General features: G+C 73.5%; 27 protein-coding genes. 1 reads left to right on the forward strand and 26 read right to left on the reverse strand.

What is annotated here, in order from left to right; genetic code table 11:
* Positions 1-20: 20 nt before the first annotated feature.
* The 17 genes from ACFY3L_RS33230 to ACFY3L_RS33310 form a co-directional block, all read right to left on the reverse strand.
* Positions 21-1,052, reverse strand: coding sequence for a hypothetical protein (locus ACFY3L_RS33230; RefSeq protein WP_389333062.1), 1,032 nt, complete (start codon positions 1,050-1,052; stop codon positions 21-23).
* Complete coding sequence (locus ACFY3L_RS33235) at positions 1,049-1,396, reverse strand: PadR family transcriptional regulator (protein ID WP_389333064.1); 348 nt, start codon at positions 1,394-1,396, stop codon at positions 1,049-1,051. The genes ACFY3L_RS33230 and ACFY3L_RS33235 overlap by 4 nt, the downstream gene beginning before the upstream one ends.
* Before the next feature lie 396 nt (positions 1,397-1,792).
* Complete coding sequence (locus ACFY3L_RS33240) at positions 1,793-2,467, reverse strand: C40 family peptidase (protein ID WP_389333066.1); 675 nt, start codon at positions 2,465-2,467, stop codon at positions 1,793-1,795.
* A gap of 314 nt (positions 2,468-2,781) precedes the next feature.
* Complete coding sequence (locus tag ACFY3L_RS33245; RefSeq protein ID WP_389333068.1) at positions 2,782-3,264, reverse strand: flavin reductase family protein; 483 nt, start codon at positions 3,262-3,264, stop codon at positions 2,782-2,784.
* Positions 3,265-3,276: 12 nt separating this feature from the next.
* Complete coding sequence (locus ACFY3L_RS33250; RefSeq protein WP_389333071.1) at positions 3,277-3,978, reverse strand: alpha/beta hydrolase; 702 nt, start codon at positions 3,976-3,978, stop codon at positions 3,277-3,279.
* Positions 3,975-5,153, reverse strand: a complete 1,179-nt coding sequence (locus ACFY3L_RS33255) for an LLM class flavin-dependent oxidoreductase (protein WP_389333074.1) — start codon at positions 5,151-5,153, stop codon at positions 3,975-3,977. The genes ACFY3L_RS33250 and ACFY3L_RS33255 overlap by 4 nt, the downstream gene beginning before the upstream one ends.
* On the reverse strand, positions 5,150-6,262 hold the full coding sequence (locus ACFY3L_RS33260) for an acyl-CoA dehydrogenase family protein (RefSeq protein WP_389333077.1): 1,113 nt from the start codon (positions 6,260-6,262) through the stop codon (positions 5,150-5,152). The genes ACFY3L_RS33255 and ACFY3L_RS33260 overlap by 4 nt, the downstream gene beginning before the upstream one ends.
* Positions 6,259-8,550 carry a molybdopterin-dependent oxidoreductase gene (locus ACFY3L_RS33265; RefSeq protein ID WP_389333080.1) on the reverse strand — a complete coding sequence of 764 codons (2,292 nt, stop codon included), beginning with the start codon at positions 8,548-8,550 and terminating at the stop codon, positions 6,259-6,261. Before ACFY3L_RS33265 ends, ACFY3L_RS33260 begins: the two co-directional genes overlap by 4 nt.
* Positions 8,547-9,533, reverse strand: a complete 987-nt coding sequence (locus ACFY3L_RS33270; RefSeq protein ID WP_389333083.1) for an ABC transporter ATP-binding protein — start codon at positions 9,531-9,533, stop codon at positions 8,547-8,549. The genes ACFY3L_RS33265 and ACFY3L_RS33270 overlap by 4 nt, the downstream gene beginning before the upstream one ends.
* Positions 9,530-10,543 (reverse strand): ABC transporter ATP-binding protein, encoded by a 1,014-nt coding sequence (locus ACFY3L_RS33275; RefSeq protein WP_389333086.1) that lies wholly within the window; start codon positions 10,541-10,543, stop codon positions 9,530-9,532. The genes ACFY3L_RS33270 and ACFY3L_RS33275 overlap by 4 nt, the downstream gene beginning before the upstream one ends.
* Positions 10,540-11,352 carry an ABC transporter permease gene (locus tag ACFY3L_RS33280; RefSeq protein WP_389333089.1) on the reverse strand — a complete coding sequence of 271 codons (813 nt, stop codon included), beginning with the start codon at positions 11,350-11,352 and terminating at the stop codon, positions 10,540-10,542. The genes ACFY3L_RS33275 and ACFY3L_RS33280 overlap by 4 nt, the downstream gene beginning before the upstream one ends.
* Complete coding sequence (locus ACFY3L_RS33285) at positions 11,349-12,365, reverse strand: ABC transporter permease (protein ID WP_389333092.1); 1,017 nt, start codon at positions 12,363-12,365, stop codon at positions 11,349-11,351. Before ACFY3L_RS33285 ends, ACFY3L_RS33280 begins: the two co-directional genes overlap by 4 nt.
* Entirely contained in the window at positions 12,362-13,894 is a 1,533-nt protein-coding gene (locus ACFY3L_RS33290; protein ID WP_389333095.1) for an ABC transporter substrate-binding protein, read from the reverse strand. Before ACFY3L_RS33290 ends, ACFY3L_RS33285 begins: the two co-directional genes overlap by 4 nt.
* 150 nt (positions 13,895-14,044) lie before the next feature.
* The gene (locus ACFY3L_RS33295) at positions 14,045-14,119 is read right to left on the reverse strand and encodes a putative leader peptide (protein ID WP_360094311.1); all 75 of its coding nucleotides are present in this window, start codon (positions 14,117-14,119) and stop codon (positions 14,045-14,047) included.
* A gap of 94 nt (positions 14,120-14,213) precedes the next feature.
* Positions 14,214-14,891, reverse strand: a complete 678-nt coding sequence (locus ACFY3L_RS33300) for a DsbA family protein (protein WP_389333098.1) — start codon at positions 14,889-14,891, stop codon at positions 14,214-14,216.
* 2 nt (positions 14,892-14,893) lie between these two features.
* Positions 14,894-15,313, reverse strand: coding sequence for a cupin domain-containing protein (locus ACFY3L_RS33305; protein ID WP_389333101.1), 420 nt, complete (start codon positions 15,311-15,313; stop codon positions 14,894-14,896).
* Positions 15,270-15,755 (reverse strand): RrF2 family transcriptional regulator, encoded by a 486-nt coding sequence (locus ACFY3L_RS33310; protein WP_389333104.1) that lies wholly within the window; start codon positions 15,753-15,755, stop codon positions 15,270-15,272. The genes ACFY3L_RS33305 and ACFY3L_RS33310 overlap by 44 nt, the downstream gene beginning before the upstream one ends.
* Positions 15,756-15,988: 233 nt before the next feature.
* Here ACFY3L_RS33310 and ACFY3L_RS33315 point away from each other — a divergent pair, with 233 nt between their 5' ends.
* Positions 15,989-16,786, forward strand: coding sequence for a hypothetical protein (locus ACFY3L_RS33315; RefSeq protein ID WP_389333107.1), 798 nt, complete (start codon positions 15,989-15,991; stop codon positions 16,784-16,786).
* A 286-nt stretch (positions 16,787-17,072) separates the two neighbouring features.
* Here the strand turns inward: ACFY3L_RS33315 and ACFY3L_RS33320 are convergent, their stop codons facing one another.
* The 9 genes from ACFY3L_RS33320 to ACFY3L_RS33360 all read right to left on the reverse strand — a co-directional run bounded on the left by ACFY3L_RS33320 (position 17,073) and on the right by ACFY3L_RS33360 (position 25,439).
* Positions 17,073-17,639, reverse strand: a complete 567-nt coding sequence (locus ACFY3L_RS33320) for a TetR/AcrR family transcriptional regulator (protein WP_389333110.1) — start codon at positions 17,637-17,639, stop codon at positions 17,073-17,075.
* Complete coding sequence (locus ACFY3L_RS33325) at positions 17,632-18,435, reverse strand: alpha/beta fold hydrolase (protein WP_389333113.1); 804 nt, start codon at positions 18,433-18,435, stop codon at positions 17,632-17,634. The genes ACFY3L_RS33320 and ACFY3L_RS33325 overlap by 8 nt, the downstream gene beginning before the upstream one ends.
* 46 nt (positions 18,436-18,481) lie before the next feature.
* Positions 18,482-19,498, reverse strand: a complete 1,017-nt coding sequence (locus ACFY3L_RS33330; RefSeq protein ID WP_389333116.1) for a sugar ABC transporter substrate-binding protein — start codon at positions 19,496-19,498, stop codon at positions 18,482-18,484.
* Positions 19,499-19,544: 46 nt separating this feature from the next.
* Complete coding sequence (locus tag ACFY3L_RS33335; RefSeq protein WP_389333119.1) at positions 19,545-21,164, reverse strand: methyl-accepting chemotaxis protein; 1,620 nt, start codon at positions 21,162-21,164, stop codon at positions 19,545-19,547.
* Between the two features lie 73 nt (positions 21,165-21,237).
* A complete protein-coding gene (locus ACFY3L_RS33340) occupies positions 21,238-21,909 on the reverse strand; it encodes a FadR/GntR family transcriptional regulator (protein WP_344502654.1) in 672 nt (223 codons plus the stop codon).
* Between the two features lie 7 nt (positions 21,910-21,916).
* Positions 21,917-22,795, reverse strand: a complete 879-nt coding sequence (locus ACFY3L_RS33345) for an amidohydrolase family protein (RefSeq protein ID WP_389333122.1) — start codon at positions 22,793-22,795, stop codon at positions 21,917-21,919.
* Positions 22,792-23,718 (reverse strand): aldo/keto reductase, encoded by a 927-nt coding sequence (locus ACFY3L_RS33350; RefSeq protein ID WP_389333125.1) that lies wholly within the window; start codon positions 23,716-23,718, stop codon positions 22,792-22,794. The genes ACFY3L_RS33345 and ACFY3L_RS33350 overlap by 4 nt, the downstream gene beginning before the upstream one ends.
* On the reverse strand, positions 23,715-24,470 hold the full coding sequence (locus ACFY3L_RS33355; RefSeq protein WP_389333128.1) for an SDR family NAD(P)-dependent oxidoreductase: 756 nt from the start codon (positions 24,468-24,470) through the stop codon (positions 23,715-23,717). The genes ACFY3L_RS33350 and ACFY3L_RS33355 overlap by 4 nt, the downstream gene beginning before the upstream one ends.
* A gap of 75 nt (positions 24,471-24,545) precedes the next feature.
* A complete protein-coding gene (locus ACFY3L_RS33360) occupies positions 24,546-25,439 on the reverse strand; it encodes a serine/threonine-protein kinase (RefSeq protein ID WP_389333130.1) in 894 nt (297 codons plus the stop codon).
* Positions 25,440-25,487 lie beyond the last annotated feature (48 nt).

Consider the following 25,487-nt stretch of genomic DNA (forward strand, 5'->3'; position numbering starts at 1 on the left):
GTGGATCGGTTCCGCGTTGCTCAGATCCGGGCCAGTCGCCGGGCCCGCAGATGCCCGATCGCGAGCAGGGCCACGGCGATCGCCGCGAGGACGGCGATCGTCGGTCCGAGCCGCCACGTCAACGTGTCCGCCGCCCGGTAGGTGTCCAGCGGTGCCGGCAGGTGTACGGAGTTGTCGAGGATCACCACGACGGTCAGGACCGCGGCGGCGATCGGCAGGCGCGGGTCGGCCACGACACCGACGGTGATCGCGGCCAGCAGCGCGAGCGGGTAGAAGATGCCGTACGCCGGGGAGTGGTAGAAGCCGGTGACCAGGAGGTAGCCCAGCCACATCAGCAGGCCCACCGGCGCGGCGACCAGCCAGACCGCGGAGATCCTGCGCTGTTCGGGAGTCCGGTCGGCGACGCTGAGACCCACGAGGACGACGAACGCGGTGAGCAGCAGGTGCGACACACCGTCGGACGCGAACGGCACGGCGGCCCACAGCCCCGTCAGCACGGTCGCGGCGATCGTCCGCCCGGTGATCAGGGCGAGGATGGCGCCGATGCCCAGCGCGACCGTGGGGACGGCCCAGGCGGCCACGCGCGGCGACAGGGCGTCGAGGCGGATGTCGTACAGGAAGTACAGCAGCGCGAGCAGCGACTGCGCCTGCAGGACCAGGGCGCCGATGCGCAGCCCCTCGGACCAGACCGCGCCGGCGGTGCGGCGGCGCCGCAGGCCGGCCCGCTCCTTCGTGCCCTGCACCAGGATGCTCGCCGCCTCCCGCGGGCTCGGCGTCCGGCGGCCCGGCTCGGCGGCGTCGAGCAGGGTGCCGAGCATCTCGTCCCCGCGTGCTGCCCGCCATGCCTTCGGGTACGCCCGCAGCAGTGCCCCGTAGCGGCGGGCGAGGACGGCCTCGGTCCCGGTGCTCAGGCTCGTCCCGCCGTCGCGGTCATGGGAGGCGTTCAGGTCAGGCTCGCCGCCCCCGTGGCGGCGTGCGCTGATGCCGGGCTCACCGTCGCGGTGGTGGGAGGCGCCCGTGCCGGGCTCGTCGTCGGCGTGGTGGGTGCTCATGCCGGGCTCACCGCCGTGTTGATGGCGCGGCGCCGGGCCGTCGCGTTGGTCACGACCTTCGCGGCGGCCGCGAGCCGCGCCGCCTCCTCCTGCAGGGCGGTGCCGCCGTCGGCGGTGAGCGCGTAGTAGCGCCGGGCCCGCCCGTTGACGATCTCCTCGCTGACCACCTCGACCAGGCCCGCCTCGGCGAGCCGGTCCAGCACCGCATACAGCGAGCCGGCCGCGAGCCGCACCGACCCGTCCGACAGCGCCTCGACCCGCTTGATGATGACGTATCCGTGCAGCTCCCCGTCCAACAACGCGGCGAGCACGAAGTAGCTTGCCGATCGTAGTTGTATACTCATGTAAGAAGACTATCCGTGTCGCATGTCCATCGCAAGGAGCGTGTTCACGCAACTCGATGTCAGACACTGGGCGCCCCGGCCGGCGCGCCGTCGTGCCCGCTCCACTGTGGACGGCTCTCGGAACCGGTGCGGGGACTCGGCTTGACGCCCGGCACGGGCAGTCCCTCGAAGTCCGCCACCGCCGCCCGCCGACGCATCCGGTGAACCCGATGCCGGGCATGTCCGGAATGTTTGGGCAATGGCGACGGGCGGCGGGGCGGAATTCATCGCGCGCCGGCATGCAGGATTCGCTCCGGCGCAGCTGTCTCGCTCCCGGCGCAGGAGTTTCGCTCCCGTGCGGCGGCCTCGCTCCGGTGCGGCAGGCTTCGCTGCCGCGGGCCGGCGGCCTCACCGGGCTCAGCCGATGATGCGGCGCCCGGCGTAGAACGCGTAGACCTTGGCGATCCGTACGTGGTCGCCGGGGTGCGGTGCGTGGATCATCATGCCGTCACCCAGATAGATGCCGACATGGCCGGAACTGGGGAACACCAGGTCTCCGGGCTGCAGTTGGGCCCGGGACACCGACCGTCCACGGCCGATCAGGCCGCCGGTCTGGTGCGGAAGATTGATGCCGGCCCGGGCGTAGCTGGCCACGACCAGCCCCGAGCAGTCGAACCCGTTCGGCCCGGCCGCCGCCCACACGTAGGGCTTGCCGAGCTGTGCCTGGGCGTATGCCAGAACGGCACTCACGGACCCGGTGACGACCGGCGTCCGCACCTGCGACACCGCGGGCTTCTTGGGCTTCGGCTTGGATTGTGCCTGGTTGGTGGCCTTGACCTTCGGGGTCTTCACCACGGCCTGGACCGGCCGTGCGGCCTGTTGGACCGGCTGTGCGGCCTGTTGGACCGGCTGTGCGGCCTGGATGACCGGCCGGACCGGCGGGTTGCGCCGCTCGAAGAACCGGTCCGCGCGCAGCACCGGCGTGCGTGCGGCGAGTTGTTGCGGGATCTCGGCGGCGGCCGGTTGACGACTGGCGGCGGCCGAGGTGGGTGCGGGTAGGACGACGGCGGACAGGACTATGGAAACCGCCACGAGGCGGAGAACTGAGGACAGAACGTGCTCCCACGCTAGGTCCAGGACTCAGCTGTGCATCCTGCGGTCGCCAGCGCGACCCGCCCTGCGACTGAGGCAAGGGCTTCCAGGAACCTGGACATGACCGAACTGTTGTCAACAGCGGAAAATGAACCGCGGTGTAGTTCGGAACCTATGCGCAGAACAGAGATCATCGACCGCTCATCATCGATCTCACACCCGATGTCACCCCGTCCTTCGGCGCGTCCGGGCGATGCCGGCGGCAGCGACGGCGGGCGATGGGCGAGGCCACCGGCGGTGACCTCGCCCAGGTTTCAGGCCGCCTTGAGGTAGCGACCCATGTGGTACAGCAGCGGCAGGCCCTCCTGGTGCTCGCCGAGAACCGGTTCGGCGAGGACGATGGCGTGGTCGCCGGCGTGGACCCGGTCGACGACCCGGCAGACCAGGACGGCGAGGGTGCCGTCGAGGACCGGGACGTCGTGCGGGCCGGGGTGCCAGCGGGTGGGGGCGGCGAAGCGGTCGACGCCGCTGGTGGCGAACCGGCGGGCCAGGTGCTCCTGGGCGTCGGCGAGGACGTGGACCCCGACGTGACCGGCGGCCTCGACCGTCGGCCAGCTGGACGAGCGACGGTCCAGGCAGAACGACACCAGCGGCGGGTGCAGCGACACGGACGTGAACGAGGTGGCGGTGAAGCCCGCGGGGCCGGACGGGCCGGCCGCGGTCACCACCACGACGCCGGCGGCATGGCGGCGCAGCAGCTGGCGGAACAGGTCGGGTTCGATGGCGGTGACGGTCATCGGGGTCCTCCCTCAGTGCTTGTGGACGGTGAGGATCGGTGTCGCCCCGCTGTCGGCGCGGAGGCGTTCGAGCCACTGCACGACGTGCGCGGCGACGGTGCGGTGGGTGGCGTCGTTGAGGACGTCGTGCCGGCCGTCGCGGACGGTGGCGAGCTCGGCCTTCGGCAGGCCCGCGGCGATCCGCCGGGCGGCGGCGACGGGGCTGACGGTGTCGGCCTCGCCGTGCAGGACGAGGACCGGCACGGTGACCGGCGCGGGGGCCAGCAGGTTCGCCGCCACCGGCAGGGACAGGGCGCCGCGCCGGAAGCCGGTGTCGCCGGTGAGCCGCGCCTGGTGGGTCGGGCAGGCGGTGCGCGCCTCCAGCTCGGCGTCCCAGCCGAGGTCGGCGGCGTCCCCGGTGGCGACCCCGGCGGCGATGACGCCGGCGAACAGCGACGGGTGCGCGGCGGCGACGGCGAGGGCGTGCAGTGCCCCGGTGTCGGAGCCGGCGAGCACCACGGGCCCGGCCGCGTCCGCGGCGAGGGACGGCACCGTCTCGGGGGTCGCCGAGCGCACCGCGTAGCCGTCGGCGGCGATGCGGCGGCCGAAGCGGTCGTAGACGCCGGCGTGCTCGCCGCGGCCCGGGAGGACGAGCACGGTGCCGCGGACCGCGATGGCGGCCGGTGGGTCCCAGCGGGCGCCGGCCACGACGGGCGCCCCGATCGTCGCGGTCACCGGGCACCCGCCGCGACCGGCTCGTCCTGCGAGACCGAGACCGAGGCTGAGGCTGAGGCTGAGACCGAGGCCGCGGCAGAAGCGGCGGACGAAGCCGCGGCGGCGCGGCCGGCGAGCTCCTGGCGGACCAGGGGCAGCAGGTGGCGGCCGTAGTCGATCGCGTCGTCGAGGGGGTCGTAGCCGCGGATCAGGATCGTGGTGACGCCGATGTCGACGTAGTCGAGCAGCGCCTGCGCGACGGTCTCCGGCGTGCCGACGAGCGCGGTCGAGTTGCCGCCCGCACCGGTCGCCTTCGCCGGAGCCGTCCACAGTGCACGGTCGTGCAGGTCGCCCTTGGCGGCCGCGGCGAGCAGCCGCTGGGATCCGACGTTCTGCGGTGCGCCGTCGGTGCGCCAGGCCCGCTGCGGCCACTTCGCCGTGCCGCTGGTGATCGTGTCGAGGATGGCGTGCGCGCGCTCCCAGGCGAGGTCCTCGGTCGGCGCGAGGATGGGGCGGAACGAGACGCTGATGCCGGGCACGTCGGTGCGGCCGGCGGCGGCCGCCGCGGCCCGCACGGACGCGATCTGCTCCGCGGTCTCCTTCAGCGGCTCGCCCCACAGCGCGAACGTGTCCGCGTGCTTGCCGCCGACGCGGTACGCCGCCTCCGACGACCCCCCGAAGAACAGCGGGATCCGGTGCGCGGGCTGGACGTGCGCGGCGAAGTCGGCGAAGCGGTAGTAGCGGCCGTCGTAGTCGAACGGCTCCGGCGACGACCACGCCCGGCGCAGGATCTCCAGGTACTCGTCGGTGCGGGCGTACCGCTCGTCCTTGCCGAGGTAGTCGCCGTCGCGCTGCTGCTCGGCGTCGTTGCCGCCGGTGATCGTGTGCACGGCGACCCGGCCGCCGCTGAACTGGTCGAGGGTCGCGAACTGCCGCGCGGCGAGGGTCGGCGCGACGAACCCGGGCCGGTGCGCGATGAGCAGGCCGATCCGCTCGGTGTGGGCGGCGATGTGCGCGGCGACCTGGCCGCCCTCGGGCCAGCCGGAGCCGTAGCCGATGAGGATCCGGTCGAAGCCGGCGTCCTCGTGGGCGCGGGCGAACCGGCGCGTGTACGCCGGGTCGATGACGGGCCCGGCCGGTGCGTGGATCTCCGAGGCGTGCTGGGTGCCGATCATGCCGACGAACTCGACCGTCATGGCGTCTGCTCCTTCAACTGCGAGTGCTGGGAAAGCGCGGCCTGGCCGGCCGCGGCGAGGATGGTGTCGTCCTGCGGGGTGTGGATGCGGGCGCACAGCACGTCCCGCAGGTGCCGCTCCAGTGGGTTGCGGCGGGTCAGGGCGTTGTTGCCGACGAGCGCGACCGCCTGCTCGACCGCACTGATCGCGGCGCGCGTGCCGATCAGCTTGCCGATGCCCGCGTCGACGGCCAGCCCGGCGTCGTGGGCTGCGGCCTGCGCCCGTACCAGCGCGGACGCCGAGACGAGCAGAGCCTCGATCTCGCCGACGGCGGCCTGGAACCGGGGCAGCGTCGCGAGGGGCCTGCCCAGCGCGGCCGGGGTGCGCTCGTGCAGGAAGGCGATGAGCCAGTCCCGGGCCGACCGCGCCACACCCAGGTAGAGGGCGGTGAGGCCGAGCGCGTTCCAGGCTCTGAGGTCGGCGCTGCCACCGGTCACGAAGGAGGACAGGGGCACCCGCACACCGTCGAGGTGGACGTCGTCGCTGCGGCTGGCGCGCAGCCCGAGGTGGTCCCAGGTCGGCTCGATCCGTACGCCGGGGCTGCCGCCGCGGATGAGGAACGACCCGACCCGGGCCGGGTCCTCGTCCGTTCGCCCCCACACGGCCAGCCACGACAACGCGAGCGCGCCGGTCGAGAAGATCTTGTGGCCGCTGACGAGCCACGAGTCGCCGTCGCGGCGGCCGATCGTCGCCGGGAGGCCGCCGCGCACCGGGCTGCCGAGCTCGGGCTCGACGCGCAGCGCGTTGACGAGCGCCGGGCCGGTCCGTGACTCGGCGAGCAGCTCGTCGTAGAGCTCCGCGGGCCAGGACGGCTCGCGAGCCTGCGCGGCATGGGTGAACAGCGTCATCGCGGTGACGAGCGCGACCGCGGGGTCGCCCGCGCCCAGTGCTTCGAGGATGTCGGCGGTACGGGCGAGCCCGGCGCCCTCGCCGCCGTAGCGGGTCGCGACGGTGGCCGTGAGCAGCCCGTGCTTGTGCACGACCGCGATCCCGTCGTGCGGGAAGGAGGCGTCCCGGTCGTGCTCGGCCGCGTGCTCGGCGAGCGCGGCCGTGACGACGTCGAGGCTCATGATGCCCTCCGCTCGATCGCTGGTGGGTGGTGGACCGTCACCGGTGGCGGCTGGCCGGCGAAGCGAGCGACCTCGACGAGGGCGTGCTGGCCGGTGCAGCCCTGCGACAGCCGCGAGCTGGGCACGTCGCCGGTGAGGACGTTCGGGTTGCCGTGGACGCACAGCAGGCGGCCGCCGGGCTCCTCGACGGGGTCGAACCAGGCGCCGGTCGGCAGCCGCACGACGCCGCGGCGCAGGCCGTCGTCGAGGACCGCGCCGGCGAGGCACGCGCCCCGGTCGTTGTGGACCCGCACGACGTCGCCGTCGGCGATGCCGCGGTCGGCCGCGTCCAGGGGGTGCAGGCGCAGCGCCTCCCGGCCGGCGCGCTTGCCGGCGAGGCTGGTCGCGCCGACGTCGAGCTGGCTGTGCAGGCGGGTGTCGGGCTGGTTGGCGATGAGCAGCAGCGGGAACCGTGCGGCGCCGGGCCCGCCGAGCCACTCGTCGGGCTCCAGCCACGCCGGGTGGCCGGGGCAGTCGGCGTACCCGAAGCCGGCGACGGTCTCGGAGTACAGCTCGATCCGCCCGCTCGGCGTGCGCAGCCGCGCCCGGCCGGCGCGGAAGTCCTCGAACAGCGTGAAGTGGGACGGGCCGGCCGGCAGCTCGTACTCGCCGGCGGCCCAGAACGCGTCGAAGTCCGGCACGGCGTGGCCCTCGGCCACCAGGTCGGCGCGCCAGCCCTCGTACAGGTGCCGCAGCCACTGTGCCGGGGTGCGCCCCTCGGTGAACGCGTCGCCGAAGCCGAGGCGCGCCGCGAGCGCGGCGAGGATCGCGTGGTCGTCGCGGGCCTCGCCGACGGGGTCGACGGCGCGGTGCATCGCGATGAGGTGGGTGTCGCGGCGGCCGCCGCCGAGGTCGTCGCGCTCGAGGCCGGTGGTGACCGGCAGGACGATGTCGGCGTGCCGGGCCGTGGACGTCCAGTGCGGCTCGTGCACCACGACGGTGTCGGGCCGGCCGAACGCCTGCCTGAGGCGGGTGAGGTCCTGGTGGTGGTGGAAGGGGTTTCCGCCGGCCCAGTACACGAGCCGGATGTCGGGATAGGTGCGGCGTCCGCCGTCGTAGTCGTAGGTCTCCCCCGGCCGCAACAACATGTCGGCGATGCGGGCGACGGGGATGAACTGGCGGACCGGGTTGATCCCCTGCGACAGCCACGGCAGCCGCCGGTTGGGGCCGTGGTCGCCGACGTCGCCCATGGAGCCGTAGCCGTGGCCGAAGCCGCCGCCGGGCAGCCCGATCTGGCCGAGCAGCGCGGCGAGGGCGATCCCGGCCCACACCGGCTGCTCGCCGTGCTGCGCGCGCTGCAGCGACCAGGTGACGGTGACCAGCGTGCGGGCGGCCGCCATCCGCCGCGCGAGGGCCCGGATGTCGGCGGCGTCCAGACCGCAGATCGCGGCGGCCCACTCGGCGTCCTTGGGTGTGCCGCCGGACAGATAGGCTTCCAGGCGCTCGAAGCCGGTGGTGTACGAGTCGAGGAATGCCCGGTCGTGCAGCCCTTCCGTGACGAGGGTGTGCGCGAGGGCCAGCATGAGCGCGGTGTCGGTGCCGGGCACGATCGGCAGCCACGTCGCGGCGACGCCGGCGGGCAGGTCGGCGCGCAGCGGGCTGACGAGCACCACCGGGACGCCACGTTCGGCGAGCCGGGCGAGGTGGCCGGGCGTGGTGTGGCGGGTGACGCCGCCTGGCGTGACGAAGACGTTCTTCGCCGGGATGCCGCCGAACGCGACGAGCAGCTCCGTGTGCTCCGTGACGGTCGGCCACGACGACGCGTTGCGCAGCACCTCCTCGGCGTCGCCGACGACGTGCGGCAGCAGGACCAGCGACGTGCCGAGGCTGTAGGAGTTGCGGGAGCCGGTGTAGCCGCCGAACTGGTTGAGGAACCGGTGGAGCTGGCTCTGCGCGTGGTGGAACCGGCCGGCGCTGGCCCACCCGTACGAGCCGCCGAAGACGGCCTCGTTGCCGTGCTCGGCGCGGACCCTGGTGAGCTCCGCGGCGAGGAGGTCGAGGGCGTCGTCCCAGCCGACCTCGACGTAGTCGTCGCGTCCGCGCCGGTCGGTGGGGCCGGGCCCGCCGGAGAGCCAGCCGCGGCGGATCGCGGGCCGGGCGACGCGGGTGCGGTGCCGCAGCCCGCCGGCGACGTTGCCCAGCAGCGGTGACGGCGCCGGGTCGGCGGGGTGCGCCTCGACGGTGACGTCGCCGCCGGCGCCGGCCCGGACCCGGAACGCGCCCCAGTGCGACGTGGTCGGGGTGCTCACCGCGCCGCCACCGGCAGCCGCGACCGCCACTCGTCCGCGTGGTGGCACGCGACGGCGCGCTCCACTGTGGACAGCACGGTGGACTCGATTGCGGGCGCGGTGGTGCACGCCGCCGTCGCGAACGGGCAGCGCGAGGCGTAGGAGCACGCGTCCGGGCCGAACGCGGCCATCGGCGTGTGGTCCCGCGCGGGCCGCAGCGCCCGGGCCGGAAGAGGGTGTTCGCGGCGGACGCTGGGCGCGGACGCGGTGAGCAGCGCCGTGTACGGGTGCCGCGGGTCGCTCAGCACCTCGCCGATCGGCCCCTGCTCGACGAGCCGCCCGCCGTAGAGGACGGCGACCCGGTCGGCGATCCCGGCGAGGGAGCTCAGGTCGTGCGAGATGACGACGACCGTGACGCCGGACGTGTCGCGCAGGTCGGCGAGGAGCCGCAGCACGTGGTTGCGGTTGGACGCGTCGAGGGCACTGACGGGCTCGTCGCACAGCAGCAGCCGCGGGCCGAGCGCGATCGCCCGGGCGAGGAGGACGCGCTGCCGCTGGCCGCCGGAGATCTGCCCGGGGCGCCGGTCGGCGAGCGACGGGTCCAGGCCGACCTGGGTGAGCGCGGCGGTGACCCGGGACCTGATGGCATTGTGGTCGAGGTCGCCGGCGATCGCGAGGCCTTCGGCGACGATCCGGGCGATGGAGTGCTGCGGGTCGAGGGCGCGCAGCGGGTCCTGGAAGACGTACTGGACCTGGCCGGTGCGCCGCCACGCCCGGCGGGCCCTGCCGCGCAGCGCGGTGAGGTCGGTGCCGTCGAACGTGATGCGGCCGGAGCGCACGGGTGCGAGCCCGACGACCGCCCGCGCGAGGGTGGTCTTGCCGGACCCGGTCTCGCCGATGACGCCGAGGATCTCCCCCGCCTGCACCTGCAGCGACAGGTCGGCCAGGACCCGGTGCCGGTCGAACGTCACGTCGAGCCGGTCCACCGACAGCAGCGTCGTCATGCGCCCACCAGCTCCAGGGTCGCGGCCCGGTGGCACCGGACCTGACGGTCGTCCACGGTGGACAGGCCGACGGGGGTCGCGCACGCCTCCACCGCGTGGGCGCAGCGGGCCGCGAAGCGGCAGCCGGCCGGCATCGCGCCCGGCTCCGGCGGCCGGCCGGGGATGACCTCGAGGTCGCGGCGGCGCCAGTCACCGAGGGACGCGACCCGCAGCAGCGCCTCCGTGTACGGGTGCCGCGGGTTCGCGATGACCTGCGCGGCCGGCCCCTGCTCGACGATCTCGCCGGCGTAGAAGACGGCGATCCGGTCACAGACCTCGGCGACGACGGCGAGGTCGTGGCTGACGAGCAGCAGCGCCAGCCCGCGCTCCTCCCGCAGGTGCCGCAGCAGCTCGAGGACCTCGGCCTGCACGGCGGTGTCGAGGGCGGTGGTCGCCTCGTCGGCGACGAGCAGCTCGGGCTCGCCGGCGACGGCGATCGCGATGAGGGCGCGCTGCAGCATGCCGCCGGACAGTTCGTGCGGGTACTGGTCGTACACGACGGACGGCCGCCGCAGGCCCATCGCGGCGAGCAGGTCGACGGCCGCGGTCCTGGCCTGCGCCCTGGAGAGTCTGGGCAGGCCGCCCTTGAGGCGCAGCTGCTCGGCGAGCTGCCGGCCGACGGTCAGCGACGGGTTCAGGTAGGAGGCGGGGTCCTGGAACACCGCGGCGATCCGGTTGCCGCGCACCGAGTCCCATCCGCGCCGGTCGAGGCGGGTGAGGTCGAGGTCGGCACCGAGGTGGATGCCGCCGCCGGTGACCGTGACACCGGGTGGGAGGACGCCGAGGACGGCCCGGCAGGTGAGGGTCTTGCCGGACCCTGACTCGCCGACCAGACCGACGGACTCGCCCCGTTCGATGGCGAACGACACGTCGCGGACCGCCTCGTGCCCGGCGCCACCGCGACCGGAGCCGGCCGTACCGGCGCCGCCGACGGCGACATGAAGACCCTCGACGGTCAGGACGGGGCTCATCGGGCACCGCCGGGGCGGATCGCGTCGGCGAGGGCGTTGAGGGCGGCGACCGCGACCATGATCAGGGCGGCGGGGATCACCGGCGCCCACGGCTGCTGCGCCAGGAACCCGAGGTCGCTGGCGAGTACGCCGCCCCACGTGGGCGCGGGCGGCTGGACGCCGATGCCGAGGAACGTCAGCGACGACACCGCCAGGAGCGCGCCGCCGGTGGCCTGCGCGGCGGTGACGGCGACGGTCGGCACGACCTTGCCCCACACGTGGGTGCGGAGGATCCGCCATCGTGAGGCCCCGAACAGCTCGGCGGCCTCGACGTACTGGGCCCGGGTGAGGCTGAGGCCGGCGGCGCGGGTGACGCGGAAGAACAGCGGCGCGAACAGCACGCCGATCGCGACCATCGCCTGGGTGAGGCCGTTGCCGAGGATGCCGGTGACCGCGATCGCGAACACGATGAACGGCAGCGTCATGACGGCGTCGACGGCCCTCAGCAGGACCCATTCGACGGCACGGCCGAGCCACAGCGACGCGAGCCCCGGCAGGACACCGAGGGCGAGCCCGACGCCGACGCTCTCCACGGCGGCGAGGACGGTGGTGCCGGTGCCCGCGAGGAGCCGGCTGAACACGTCCCGGCCGAGGTAGTCGGTGCCGAACAGGTGGGTGAGGCTGGGCCCGTGCAGCGCCAGGTCCGGGTTCTGCAGCAGCGGGTCGTGCGGGGCGACGGCACCGCCGGCGACGGCGAGGGCGGCGATCACGACGAGGACCGCGATCGGCAGGCGGTGTGTCAACGGCCGAGCGGCCGTGAGCGTGCTCATCGCTTGCCCTGCGGGGTGAGGCGCAGCACGGCCAGGTTGACGAGCGTGTTGCAGATCAGGACGACCGTGACCGTGACGAGCAGGGTGCCCTGGATGAGCGGCACGTCGTGCTGGCCGGACGCCTGCAGCGCGAGCTGCGCGACGCCGGGCAGGTTGAAGATCTTCTCGGTGACGACGGCGCCGCCGAGGATCATCGGCACGCCGATGCCGAGCACGGTGAGGGCGGGCCCGATCGCGTTGCGCAGGGCGTGGCCGAACAGGACCCGGCGGGTGCCGAGGCCGCGGACGACGGCGCCGGTGACGTAGTTCTCGCCGAGCTGCCCGACCAGTGACGTGCGCAGCTGCCGGGCGATCGACGCGGCGATGTCGAGACTGAGCGCGAGCGACGGCAGGATCGCGAACCGCAGCCACTGCACCGGATCCTGGTCGAGGGCGACGTACCCGCCGGCCGGCAACGCCTTCAGCAGCACCGAGAAGACGACGATGAGGCCGATGCCGAGCACGAACGGCGGGAGCGTGCCGAGCGCGGCGGCGACGGCGGTGACGGCCCGGTCCAGCCGGCCGCCCTGCCGCAGCGCGGCCGCGATCCCGGCGGTGCCGCCGATGAGCACGGCGAGCAGGATCGCCAGCCCGGCGATGGCGAGGTCGACCGGCAGCGCCGCGAAGATGCTGTCCGAGACCGGGATCGTCGTGAAGTAGGACCTGCCGAGGTCGCCCCGCAGCGCCGAGAGCAGCCAGTCGGCGTACTGGACGGGCAGCGGGCGGTCGAGACCGAACTCGTGATTCATGCGGGCGATGTCGTCGGGGGTCGCGGTCTCGCCGAGGACGGCGGCAGCCGGGTTGCTCGGTGACAGCGCGCCGAGCCCGAACGTCAGCATCGACGAGAAGAGGAACACGACCAGGGGTGTCGCGACGGCGCCGATCCAGCGCCTGGACTTCGCCGGGCGTGCCGTGGCGGTCGTCGCGGCAGGGCGGCCGATCAGCTCCGGCGGCCGGGAGAGCAGCGTGGTCATGACACGGTCACCCCTTCGAAGCGCTGGACGACGGTGAACCCCGGGATCGCCGATACGTTCGCGCGGCGGGCCAGGATCCTCGGCACGCTGTACAGGAAGACGTTCGGCATGGACTTGACCGCGACGGCCGTGGCCGCCTGCAGGACGCTCGGGTACGACGGGTCGTCGAGCGGGGTGCGGCTGACCTTCGCGAGGGCTTCGGTGAGCTCCGGCGGCGTCTGACGGCCGGGGTTCATGAGGCCTTCCTTGCCGAACAGCACCTGGAACGCCTGGACCGCGGAGTCCCGGCCGGCGAACTGGTCGACGAACAGCGCCTTGCTGTGCTGGACGTACACCAGCTGTGTCGCCTGCGCCTGCGGGATGACCTCGATCGTGGCCTTGAACCCGGCAGCGTTGAGCTGGGACTGCAGCTGCTCGGGGACGCCCTCGGCCTTGGCGGTGGTGATGACGACGTCGACCGGCGAGGCGCCGTAGCTCGACTGGGAGAGGAGCTGCCTGGCCTTGTCCGGGTCGTACCGGTAGATGTCCTCCAGGCTGTTGCTGTAGCCGGCGTACCCCTTCGGGAACGGCTGGTAGGCGACCTCACCGTGGCCGAACTGGGCGGTCTTCAGCAGCGCGGCCCGGTCGACGGCGTAGCGCAGCGCCTCGGTGACCTTCGGGTCGTCGAACGGCTTCTTGGTGATGTTGACGTCGAGCACCGCGACGACCAGCGACGGGATCACCTGCACCTGCAGGCCCGCGGCCTTCGCCGCCTCGACCTGGCTGCCGGGGATCTGGGCGACGTCGTACTGCCCGGACTGCAGCGCGGCGACGACGGTCGCGGCCTCGGGCAGCGGGTACGCCTCGAAGTTGCCGAGCTTGATGCTGGCGGCGTCCCAGTAGCCGGGGTTGCGGGTGAACGTGGCCTTCGCGTTCTGCACGTAGGAGGTGAGCGTGAACGGCCCGGCGCCGACGGGCTTCGTGGCGAGCGCCGCGGCGTCGCCCTCGAACGCGGCCGGGCTGACGATCATGCCGGTCTTGCCCGCCAGGAGGTTCGGGATCTGGTAGTCGGGCTGGGCCAGGCCGAGCACGACCGTGGTCGCGTCGGGCGCGGTGACCGACTTGACGTTGGCCAGCTGCGCGGCGACGAGCGACTTGGGGAGGTCACGGCCGCGTTCGAGGCTCTTCTTCACCGCGGTGGCGTCCAGGGCGGTGCCGTCGCTGAACTTCAGGCCCGGTCGCAGCGTGAACGTCAGCGTGGTGCCTGCGCTGTCGTACTTCCAGCCGGTGGCGAGGGCGGGGACGGCGTTGCCCTGCTCGTCGAGCTTGGTGAGGCCGGCGTAGATGAGTGACAGCAGGTGGACGTCCCAGCCCGCCGACGACGTGACCGGGTCCCAGCTGGTGACGCTGGACCAGCCCCACTTGAGGGTGCCGCCGGCGCCGCCGCCGGGTCCTGAGACCGTCCCGTCACCGCAGGCGGCGAGCAGGGTGGCGGTGCCGGCGGCGGCACCGAGTCCGAGGAACGACCTGCGGGTCAGCGATGAGCTCATGGGGACTCCAGGTATGCGGAAGGTGCGCGCCGTCATCCGGGCGCGCTGCAGGGTTTGCCGCTCATGGCTTGCTGGTGCTGATGATTGGCTTGCTGGTGCTGGTGATCCGCGGCCGCCGGGCGGGGCCCGCGAACCGCCGGACGCGGTGACTTATCGACAGAGGGCGCTTGCCGTGCGCCGGAGGTCGACGTAGCGACGAACTACGCCGGGGTGGGTCGATGTCATGTCCCCATCATGGGGAGGCCGCAGAACTGTCGTCAATAGCCATCGGGAAGTGTCCTATTGTTCGAGACAAATCCGATGGTTTTTATAGGAGTTGTCAGGCCGGGGCCACGCGCTCGATCGCGTCGACGTAGTGCCGCAAGGGGCGCCACCCCGGCACGATCGCCCTGCCCAGCGGGCCTTCGAAGAGGAGGGTCGGCAGCGCGTACCGCAGACCGCCGTCGATCGGCTTGGCGGCGCCGCAGTGTGGACCTGGCGCGGTGAGACCGATCACCTCGGGCGCCGGGCGCCGCGTCTCCAGCCAGTCAGCGCGGACGGCGGCATCGATCCGCGGCGAGCCGAGGTCGCGGGCGAGCGCGTCCAGATCCAGCCCCGGGACCGCACTCGCGGCGGCCAGCACCCGCTCCGGCGTGTCCGCCGGGTCGCCCGCCAGGAACATGGTCTCGCGGAGGCTGCGCAGTACCGCATCCTCCAAACCCTGCAGAGCGGCGGCCTTCGCGCCCAGCGACGCGGGCCACGAGCTCGCCGCGACCCGCTCCAGCCTGGCCGGGCAGGGCGCGCCGGTGTGGCTGGACACGTCCTGCACGAAGCGGTGATACCAGGCGGCCTCCGCGGCAGGGTCCGGGGGCGGGTCGTCGTCGAGGTCGAACAGGATGCCGTAGACCCGGCGCCAGCGGGACCGGCCGGCGGTCAGCTCCCGCAGCCGCTGGAACGTCGGCTCCGAACCCCACGCCCACGGGCACATCGGGTCGGTGAACTCGACGACATCGAGCACGGTCAGCCCGCTTCGCCGGCGAACAGGCTGGGGAGGTTGACGACGATGCCCTCCTGGCTGCTGCGGGCGATCACGACGACGGCCTCCTCCGCGCCCGGGTTCTCCTCGCGGTGCGGCACGAACGGCGGCACGAAGATGTAGTCGCCCGGCTCGGTCTCGATCCTGACCTCGTGACCACCCTCGGCGAACACGAAGACCGGGTGGCCGGACACGACGTAGATGGCGGTCTCGGCCTCGCCGTGGTGGTGGTCGCCGGAGTTGGTGGCAGGGGCGACGTGGGTCTGGCCCATCCAGACCTTCTCCGAGCCGACGGTCTTGCCGGAGACCGCTTCCAGGCGGGTCATGCCGGTGGTCTGCCGGGTGTCACCGCTGAGCTCCTTACCCTTGATGTGCCGCAGCGGCGCGTGCCAGTGGTCTTCCATGTCGCCCTTCTCCTCCGGTGGTGTCCAACAGGGTCGCGGCAGGTTCGGCGGGGGTCGCGGTCAGCAGGTCGGCGATGGTCACGCCGACGAGGATCTCCTCCGTGCGGGCCTGGATGGCGCGCCAGACCGCGGTCACGCCGGGCGCCGTGGTCGCGTCGCCGGGGCGCTCGCCGTGCACCGTCATCAGCTCACCGTCGACGGCGGCGACCACGTCCGCGAGGGTGATCGTGGCGGCGGCGCGGCCGAGCCAGTAGCCGCCCTCGCAGCCGCGCTGGCTGCGGACCAGGCCGGTGCGGCGCAGGTCGCGCATGACGGACTTGAGGAAGCGGTACGGGATGTGCTGGGCCGCCGCGATCCCCTCGCAGACCAGCGGGCGCTGCGCGTCGGCCGCCAGCTCCACCAGTGCGCGGATCGCGTAGTCCGCCTTGGCCGAAATCCGCATCGCATCCTCGCTGGTCGCTTCGCCGCGCCCTCGCTGCGCCCTCGCTGCGCCCTCGCCGCGTTCCCGCCGCGTTTCGCCGCGCCTCGCCTCACCTCGCTGAAACCCTACCAAACGACTTCGGTATGTATCCATTGCGTCTTCTCCTTCTTCATATTTGAGTCTTTTAGTCCGTTTTGTCGTTAAGGTCACCAGTGGCTGGGCACGACGCCCGGCCGGACGGGAGCGACGAAAGCATGAACCGCAGGAGTCTGCTGCTGGGCGCGGGCGCGGTCGGCCTCACGGCCGCCGTCGGCGGCGCCGCGATCGCGGTGGCCGCACCGGAGGACACCGAGGCTGCCCGGCGGCCGCAGCCGCTGCTCACCTGGGAACTGACCGGCGGGTTCGTGCCCGCCGGCTGGACCGCGCTGCGCCCCGCGCGCCTCGCCGCCTACGAGGACGGCACGCTCATCGCCGACGCCACCCGCCGGCTGAAGATCGGCCAGGGCACGCTGCGCTCGCTGCGCAACCACGCCCTGCTGGTCCTGCGCGACCCCGCGAACTCCCGCCGCCGCCCCGGCGCGCCGATGATCGCCGACGTACCGTCGACGGTCTTCACCGTCCGCGGCAACGGCCGGCGCTTCCGCGCCCAGTACGAGGGCCTCGAGGAGACCCGGTCGGATCGGGCGTACCCGCAGGCGTCGTACTCGCTGCTGGATCACCTGGCCCAGCTCCGCGACCGCACCCTGCGGACGGGTTCGTCCTATCGCCCCGACGCGGTGCGGCTCATCGCCGTCAAGCTCGACCCGGCCCAGCAGCCGTCGACCCCGCCGCCGTCGACGCGCCCGTCCCCCGTGGCCCAGTGGCCCGCGGACGTGCCGCTGCCCCGCCTGGGCAAGGACGAGTTCGTCGCCCAGCTCGACCTCCGCGGCCGCCAGGCCCGCGCCCTCCTGCGCGCCGTGCCCCACCCCGACCCGTCGAGCTGGCCCGTCTTCGCCACCCCTGACGGCACCCGCTTCCAGGTCAACCACCGCTTCCTGCTCCCCCACGAGTGAGCCGCACCGCCAGCCTGTACGGCACCGGGGCGTGGAGTAATGTGATGGTTACGCAGTTGAAGATCAATTAGGTGGGTGTTGGTACGGTGCTTAGGTAAGCAGGTGCCGCACCCGCCGGGGTCGCGTGATGGGGTCGCGGTCGTCGCGCCCTGCCCGGTCGCCACTCGTGGGCGACGAACGGCCGGTCCGCCGCCGGCCCGCGTCCAGGCCCGCGCCCGGGAAAGCCGGGTGCCGGCCGGCCCACAGCGGGCATCGTCGGGCCGGGCCGCGTCGCGTCGCGGGGGGTTCAGCGCGGCGCTGCGGTGGTGACGCCGTGGACCACGGTGGCGATCAGGCGGTCGAGGGTGGCATCGACGGGCTGCGGCAGGCCGAACCCGCCGGTGGTGTGCAGGACCGCGAAGCCGTGCATGGCGGCGCGGGCGATCCGCGTGGCGTGGACGATCTCGTCGTCGTCCAGGCCGCAGCCGCGCAGCACGGCGAAGCACACCTCGACGAACCCGGCCGCGGCGGCCGTGACCGCCGGGTCGGGGTCCGGGGCCTGCGGCAGCAGCGCGTAGCGGTGCGGGTGGGTCACCGCGTAGCGGTGGTAGGCGCGCATGAGGGCCTCCAGGGCGGTGTCGCCGCTGAGGCCCAGCACGGCGGTGGTCAGGGCGGCGGTGAACTCGTCGAAGAGGCGCACCGCCAGGAGGTTGCGCAGGTCGGTGAGGCTGCCGACGTGCTTGTACAGCGACGGCGTGGCCACCCCCGTCCGGGCCGCGACCGCCGCGAGGGTCAGCGCCGCCGGACCTTCGGCGTCCACGAGGGCCAGCCCGGCGTCGACGACCGCGTCCCGGCTCAGACCCGCCCTAGGCATGGGTGGCGGGCTGGTTGAGGAACGCGAGCACGGCCGCCGCGGTCTCGGCGGGGAACTCCGAGTGCGGGTAGTGGCCGGCGCCGTCGATCATCGCGACGGTGGCGCCGATGCGGGACGCGACCAGGGCGGCCTCGGTCGCGGGGTCGGGGAAGTCGGGGTCCCTGGTGCCCATGAGCACCAGGGCGGGCGTGCTGACCTCGCCCATGCGGGCCTCGCACACGGACACGTCGGCGGCGAACATCGCCCGCAATGCTGCCATGCGGCCGGGTTCGGCGAGGTTCGCCGAGAGGGCGGCGCGCTCCGCCGTGAAGTTCGCGGGCTTGCGGGTCTTGAACAGGCTCGACCAGTACATCATCCACAGTGGACGGTGGCGGCCGACGGCGGCGATCGCCAGGCGCATCAACAGGTTCGGCTTGGGCATGACCCTGGCGAACGGGGCGCAGAGCACGATCGCGCGGAAGAGCGAAGGGGCCTCGGCGGCGGCCCAGACCGCGCTGGCGCCGGTGTAGGAGTTGGTGAAGAGCACGGCCGGGCCGGCGTCGAGGTGGCGCAGGAGCGCGACGGCGTCGCGGGCTGTCGCCTCCGGCGAGTAGTCGGACCAGACGGCGTCGGAGGTCCCCGCGCCGCGCAGGTCCATCGCGACGACGCGGTGGCCGGCGGCGACGAACAGCGGCCGGATCAGCTCGTACGTCATCCGCGTGACACCCATCCCGGGCAGGCACAGCAGGAGCGGGCCGTCATTGCCGCTGTCGTCGTACCCGAGGCGGCCACCTTCGACAGCAAAGCTAAGTTCCATAGCCTTAAAGCTAACGCCATTAGCCAACCAGCGCAAGACCCCGCGCTCAGGCGATCCCCGCCGCCTTGCACGCCTCCGCGTAGGCGCCCGCGCACAGCGCCGAAGGCGTGACGAAGCCGTCCTTCACCACCGTGGCGGCGATCGTGTCCTTGGTGACGGTCACCGGGTCGAGCAGGATCGACGGGACCTGGCCGGCGCCGTTGTCGACGGTCGCCGGTGCGGCCGGCCGCTTGCCGCGCACCAGGTCGTTCGCGAGGGTCGCCGCGGTCTCGGCCTCGGTGCGGATCGCCTTGTAGACGGTCATGTACTGGTCGCCGACGAGGATCCGCTGCAGCGCCGCCGTCTCCGCGTCCTGGCCGGTCACCGGCACCTGCGGCAGGCCCGCCGCCTTCATCGCGGCGATCGCGGCGCCCGCGGTGCCGTCGTTCGCGGCGTACACGCCGACGATCGTGCGGCCCCGCAGCGTCGGCAGGGTGCGGGCCGTCCACGCCTTCGCGTTGTCGGGGTTCCACTCGGCGGTGTCGGACTCGGCGGCGACGCGGACCTTGCCGTCGAGACCGGCGTGGGCGCCCTGCTTGAACAGTGTGGCGTTGTTGTCGGTGGGTGAGCCGTTGATCCACAGGATCTCCCCCGCCGCCGCCTTCGGGCCGAGGGCCTGCAGCAGCGCCGCCGCCTGCAGCGAGCCGACCTTCGCGTTGTCGAAGGAGATGTAGTAGTCGACCGCGGTCTTGAGCACCAGGCGGTCGTACGAGATGACCGGCACGCCCTTCGCGGACGCCGCGGAGACGATCTGGCCGGCGGCGACGCTGTCGACCGGGGTGAGCACGAGGACCTGGGCGCCCTTGGCGAGCGCGTCCTGCGCCTGCCGCAACTGGGCGGCGGCATCCTGCTCGGCGTTGCGGTAGTCGACCACGCACGCCGGGCACAGCTCCGACAGCTTCTGCGCGAAGTAGGGCTGGTCGCCCGCCTCGTACCGGCTGGCCTTGCGCTCCGGCAGCAGCAGCGCCACCCGCGCCGACGGGCCGCTGTCGTCGGTCTTCAGCGCCTCGGTACAGCCTGACAACAAAGCGATGAGAACAGCGAGAAGCACGAAACGCCGCATCGAAACCTCAGTACTTGAAGCGGGACACGAGGCCGCGCATGTCGGAGGCCATCCGGGCCAGCTGGTCGATGGCCTCGCCGGTGCTGGTGACGCCCTCGTTGGTGGACCTGGCGGCGGCGGCGACGCCGGAGATGTTGGTGGCGATGTCGACGGACCCGCCGGCGGCCTCGTCGACGCTGTGGCCCATGGTGCGGGCGGTGACCGCCTGCTCCTCGACCGCGGCGGCGATCGAGTGCTGATACTCGCTCATCTGCGCGATGACCTCGCCGATCTGGCCGATCGCGTTGACGGCGTCCTCGGTGTCGAGCTGGATCGCCTGGACGCGCCTGCCGATGTCGTCGGTGGCCCGGGCGGTCTCCCGGGCGAGGTCCTTGACCTCCTGGGCGACGACGGCGAAGCCCTTGCCGAAGTCGCCGGCGCGGGCCGCCTCGATCGTCGCGTTCAGCGCGAGGAGGTTCGTCTGCCCGGCGATCGACGTGATGACCTTGATGACCTCGCCGATCTCGCCGGAGGAGGCGCCGAGCTTGCCGATGGTCTCGTTGGTGGTGGCGGCGATCGACACGGCGGTGGCGGTGACGGTCGCGGCGTGCGCGGTGCTGCGGGAGATCTCCTCGATCGCGCTGCTCATCTCCATGGCGCCGTTGGCGACGGCGGCGACGTGCTCGCTGACCTCGCCGGCGGCGCGGGCGACCAGTGAAGCGCGGGAGTCGGCGTCGGTGGCGCTGGTGTCGATCTGCCGGCTGATCGCGGCGAGTTCCTCCGCGGCCGCGGACAGCGTCGCGGAGTTGTCGCCGAGGCTGCCGACCGCCTCTCGGGTGCTGGCGGTCGCCGCGTTCAGCGCGCGGGCCATGTCGCCGACCTCGTCGCGCTGCGGGATGTCGGCCTCGGCGGTCAGGTCGCCGGCGGCGACGGCGGTCAGCACGGCGTGGACGCGGCGGATCGGCCGGACGATGAGCCCGGTCAGGTACCGGCTGAGCAGCATCGCCGCGGCGAGCCCGGCGAGCAGCGCCACGATCATGGCGATCCGCGCCCGGCTGTAGGCGTCGGCGGCGTGGTCGGCGCCGGAGCGTCCGCCGGCCTGCTCGTAGGCGAGCAGATCGGTGAGGGCCGCCATCGCGTTCGCGGTGACGGTGGCGCCGTCGCCGAGGTACGCGGCCTGGAAACCGGGGATGTCACCGGCGGCGACGAGCGGCAGCAGGCGGTGGTCGCGGATGTTGCGGAACGCGCCCCACCAGATCTCGAAGCGGGCGAGCAGCTGCCGCTGCTTCGTCGTCGTGACCGTCGACCGGTAGGCGGCGAGCTCCTTGTCCACGGCGGCGTCGGAGGCGGCGATGCCGTCCTGGAACGCCTTGCTGGCGACGGGCCCGTTGGACAGGGCGAGGTTCGCGAGGTCGTTCTGGACCTTCATCGCCGACTGGTTCATCGCCGCGAGGTGCGACGAGGGCACGAGGTTGTTCCGGTACAGCTCGCCGGCCTTGGCGTTGACCTCGCTCAGACTGCCGACCCCGACGCCGAGGACGACGGCACCGACGGCGCAGCACACCAGCACCAGCAGCAGGAGTTTCCGCGCCACCGGCTGGTCGGCCAGCCAGTGCCGCTTCGAACGCTGGGACTTCGCACGCTCCACGAGTACACCGATCGGCGGTGATATGTCCGACCTTAGCGAAACCCGTCATAGCGAGGTCCCCGAGCGGAGCCCGTCACAACGCGCGGCGCAGCCACTCCTCGACGCCCGCGACGTGGATCGTCGCCCAGGACCGGGCGAGCTCGGGCTGGCGGGCGCCGATCGCGTCCACGATCGCCTGGTGCTGCTCGCGGGTCCGTTCGGCGGCGCCCTCCTGGGTGAGGCCGCGCCAGATCCTGGCCCGGGTCGTGGGGCCGGACAGCCCGTCGATGAGGGAGCACAGCACGGCGTTGCCGGACCCGGCCGCGATCTGCCGGTGAAACTCCAGGTCGTTGGCGACGAGCGCCTCGATCGTCGGGTCGTCGCCGAGCTGGTCGAGCACCGTCTGCAGCTTCGCGACGTCGGCGGGGGTCATCCGCTCGGTGGCGAGGGCGGTCGCGGCGGGCTCCAGGATCCGGCGGACCTCGAGGAACTGCAGGACGGTGTCGTCGCGGTGGAAGTCGACGACGAAGCTCAGCGCGTCGAGGAGCAGGTCCGGGGCGAGGCTGGTGACGTAGGTGCCGTCGCCCTGCCGGACGTCCAGGACGCGGATCATCGACAGCGCTTTGACCGCCTCGCGCAGCGAGTTGCGGGACAGGCCGAGCCGTTCGGCGAGGTCCGCCTCCTTCGGCAGCCGGTCGCCGGGGCCGAGCTCACCGGAGGTGATCATGCCCTTGATCTTGTCGATCGCCTCGTCGGTCAGTGCCATGCGTTCCTCATGGATTCCTCCGAGGCGACTCTACGCCCGCCGTGCCGGTGTCCAGTCGGTAGACCGCCGCGGCGGTCCCGGCGAAGATGGCCGCGCGGCCCGCGTCGTCCGCGTCCAGCAGGTCCCGCAGCAGGTCCAGCATGGTGTCGAGGACGCGTCGGTACGAGGCGGCGAGCAGGCAGACGGGCCAGTCCGACCCGTACATGAGCCGTGCGGGGCCGAACAGCTCGACGGCGGCCCGCACGTACGGGGCCAGGTCCGCCGCGGTCCAGGTGGTCCGGTCGGCCTCGGTGACCAGCCCCGACAGCTTCGCCGTGACGTTCGGGCACTCGGCCAGGAGCGCCAGGTCGCGCCGCCATGGGTCGAGCCCGCCGGAGCGGATCGCGGGCTTCCCGAGGTGGTCCAGGACGAACCGGACATCGGTCAGGTCCCGGGCGAGACGCGCCGCCTCCGCGAGCTGGTCGTGCCGGACGACCAGGTCGAAGGCGAGGCCGGCGGCGCCGATCGCCAGCAGCCCGTCCCGGACGTCCGGCCGGTCCAGGTAGCCGGCCGGCTCGGCCTGCACCTGGGCCCGCAGCCCGACCAGGTACTGCGCGCCCGGCAGCGCCCGGTACCGCGACAGGGGCAGGTCCACGGGGTCGGCCCACGCGACCACGCCCGCGATCGAAGGCGTGTCGAGGGCGTGGCCGAGCAGTACCGCGGCCTCGTCGGCATCGCAGCGGCCGCCCTCGACCAGGACGGTGTGCGACACCCCCGCCGCGGACAGCTCGGCCCGCAGGTCCGCGGGGGTGAACGTGCGGCGGATCGGGGCGAGCGAGGGGTCGTCGAGCCAGGTGTACCCGCCGTCCACGGCCCACAGGTGGTGATGCGCGTCGATGATCGTCACAGCAGCCCGGCCTCGCGCAGCGCCGGCCACAGGGACGCCGGCGGCGGGGTGCCGGCGAGCGCGGCGTTGCGGCGCACCTGCTCCGGGGAGTCGGCGCCGACGACGACCGCGGTGACGGCCGGGTCCGTGGCGGCGAACGCGAGCGCCGCCGCCGGCAGCGTCGTGCCGTGCCGGTCGCAGGCGGCGGCGAGCTCGCGGGCCTTCGCGACGAGCGCGGCGGGTGCGGCGGCGTACTCGTAGGGCAGGTCGGCGTGCGGGTCGGGCAGCGCCAGGAGCCCGCTGTTGAACACGCCCGCGTTGTACACCTGGACCCCCGCCGCCGTGCACGCCGGCAGCAGCCGCTCCCCGGCGGTCTGGTCGAGCAGCGTGTGTCGGCCGGCGACGAGGACGACGTCGGGGGTGCACTCGGCGACGACGCGGGCCAGGATCCCCGCGTCCTTCGACCCGGCGCCGACCGCGCCGACGACGCCTTCCGCGCGCAGCTCGGCGAGGGCCGGGAAGCCGGCGCGCAGCGCGACCTCCGGATGTTGCTCGGGGTCGTGCAGCAGCGCCACGTCGACCCGGTCGAGGCCGAGCCGGGCCAGGCTGGCCTCCAGGGAGCGGCGGATCCCGTCGCGGCTGAAGTCCCAGACCCGCCGATGGGTGGCGGGCACCACGAACCCTTCGGTGTCCAGGCCGCCGGCGTAGGACGGGTCGCCGACGAGGAGCCTGCCGACCTTGGTGCTGACGGTGTACTGATCGCGGCGGCGCCCCCGCAGCGCTTCGCCGAGCCGCCGCTCCGACAGGCCGAGCCCGTAGTGCGGCGCGGTGTCGAAGAGCCGCACCCCGGCGTCCCAGGCGGCGTCGACGGTCGCGTGCGCCCGCTCGTCGTCGATCTCGTGGTACAGATTGCCCAGCTGGGCGCAGCCGAGCCCGAGCTTCACGGCAGGGGTCGCAGCCGCAGGGCGTGCATGCCGCCGTCGACGGACAGCACGGTGCCGGTGGTCGCCCCGGCGAGAGGGCTGGCCAGGTACGCGATGGCGTGCGCGACCTCCTCGGCGCGGACGAGGCGGCCGGTCGGCTGGCGGGCCTCGAGCGCCGCGAGCTCCGCGGCGGGGTCGGCGGCCTGGTCGAGGAGCCGGCGCACCCAGGGCGTGTCGGCGGTGCCGGGATTGACGCAGCAGACCCGGATGCCTTCGCGCACGTGGTCGGCGGCCATCGCCGCGGTCAGCGCCTGCACCGCGCCCTTGCTGGCGCTGTAGAGGGCCCGGTCGGGCAGGCCGGCGTGGGCGACGATCGAGCAGGTGTTGACGATCGCCGGGTGCGCGGAGCGGCGCAGGTGCGGCAGCGCGGCACGGCTCACCCGCACCAGGCCGACGACGTTGACGTCGAGGACCCGGTGCCACTCGTCGTCGGGGTTGCTCTCCACGGTGCCGACGGCCCCGATGCCCGCGTTGTTGACCAGGATGTCGATGCCGCCGAGCCGTTCGGCGGCGGTGGCGATCCCGGCCCGCACGGTGGCGTCGTCGGACACGTCGGCGGTGATGCCGATCAGTGGCTCAGGCAGGCCACCGGGCCGCAGGTCGAGGCAGGCGACGCGGGCGCCCCGCTCGGCCAGGTGCAGCGCCGTGGCCAGCCCGATCCCGGACGCGCCCCCGGTGACGACCGCGGCGAGCCCGTCGAATTCTCCTCGCACAAGACCCCCAATACATCGGAGGTTTGATGTGTATCAGGCGTACGCCACGAAACACAAGGGTGGGTGTTTCGCGATTCATCCGATGACATCGTTCGCGAGGGTCGGGGCGTCGAGCGCGTCGGCCAGCGGGCGCGGGCGGTGCGTCAGGACCGGCGGGACGTGGACCGGCACGTCGACGGCGGCGGCCAGGATCAGCGCGAGGGCGACCGCCGTCGGCCGGCACTCGGGGACCTTCGACAGGCACGACGCGCACAGTTCGGCGATCTCCGGGGGCAGGCCCGGGATCGGCGGCAGCGCCTCCGGCGGGGTGAAGCGGTGGGCGCGCAAGACCTGCTCGTCGGTGTCGACCGGCCACGGGATGCGGCCGGTCAGGCACTGGTAGAGCAGCACGCCGAGGGCGTAGACGTCGGTGGCGGGGCCGGCGGGCCCGTTGTCGAGGCGCTCCGGGGCCAGGTACGCGGGGGTGCCGAACACGATCCGCTCCGACGGGTGGCCGACTGGGACGGCGACCCCGAAGTCGAGGATCTTCGCGCCGGCGGGGGTCAGCACGACGTTCGCCGGCTTCACGTCGCGGTGGACGATGCCGTTGCCGTGCGCGGCGGCGAGGCCCGCGCCGACCTCGGCACAGATCCGGACCGCGACCTGCCAGTCCAGGGGGCCGGCGCGCATCGCGTCGACGAGCAGCGGGCCCTCGACGAGCTCCATCACCAGGTACGCGGTGCCCCGGCCGCCGCGGCGGGACGTGCCGAAGTCGTAGACCGCCACGACGTTGGGGTGGGCGAAGCGGGCACCGGAGCGGGCCTCGTTGCGGGCGCGGTCGAACGCGTCGGGGTCGGCGGCGTGCTCGGGGGTGAGCAGCTTGACCGCGACGTCCCGGTCGAGGACGTCGTCGTGCGCCCGCCAGACACTCGCCATCCCACCCTCGCCGAGTTTCGCGCCGAGGCGGTACCGCCCACTCAGACACCGCATGGCTATTTGATGCCCGCTCGGCAGGGGAACCACACGGCAACGCGCCGG

This window comes from Dactylosporangium sp. NPDC000521, from assembly GCF_042898305.1.
Taxonomy (GTDB): Bacteria; Actinomycetota; Actinomycetes; order Mycobacteriales; family Micromonosporaceae; genus Dactylosporangium.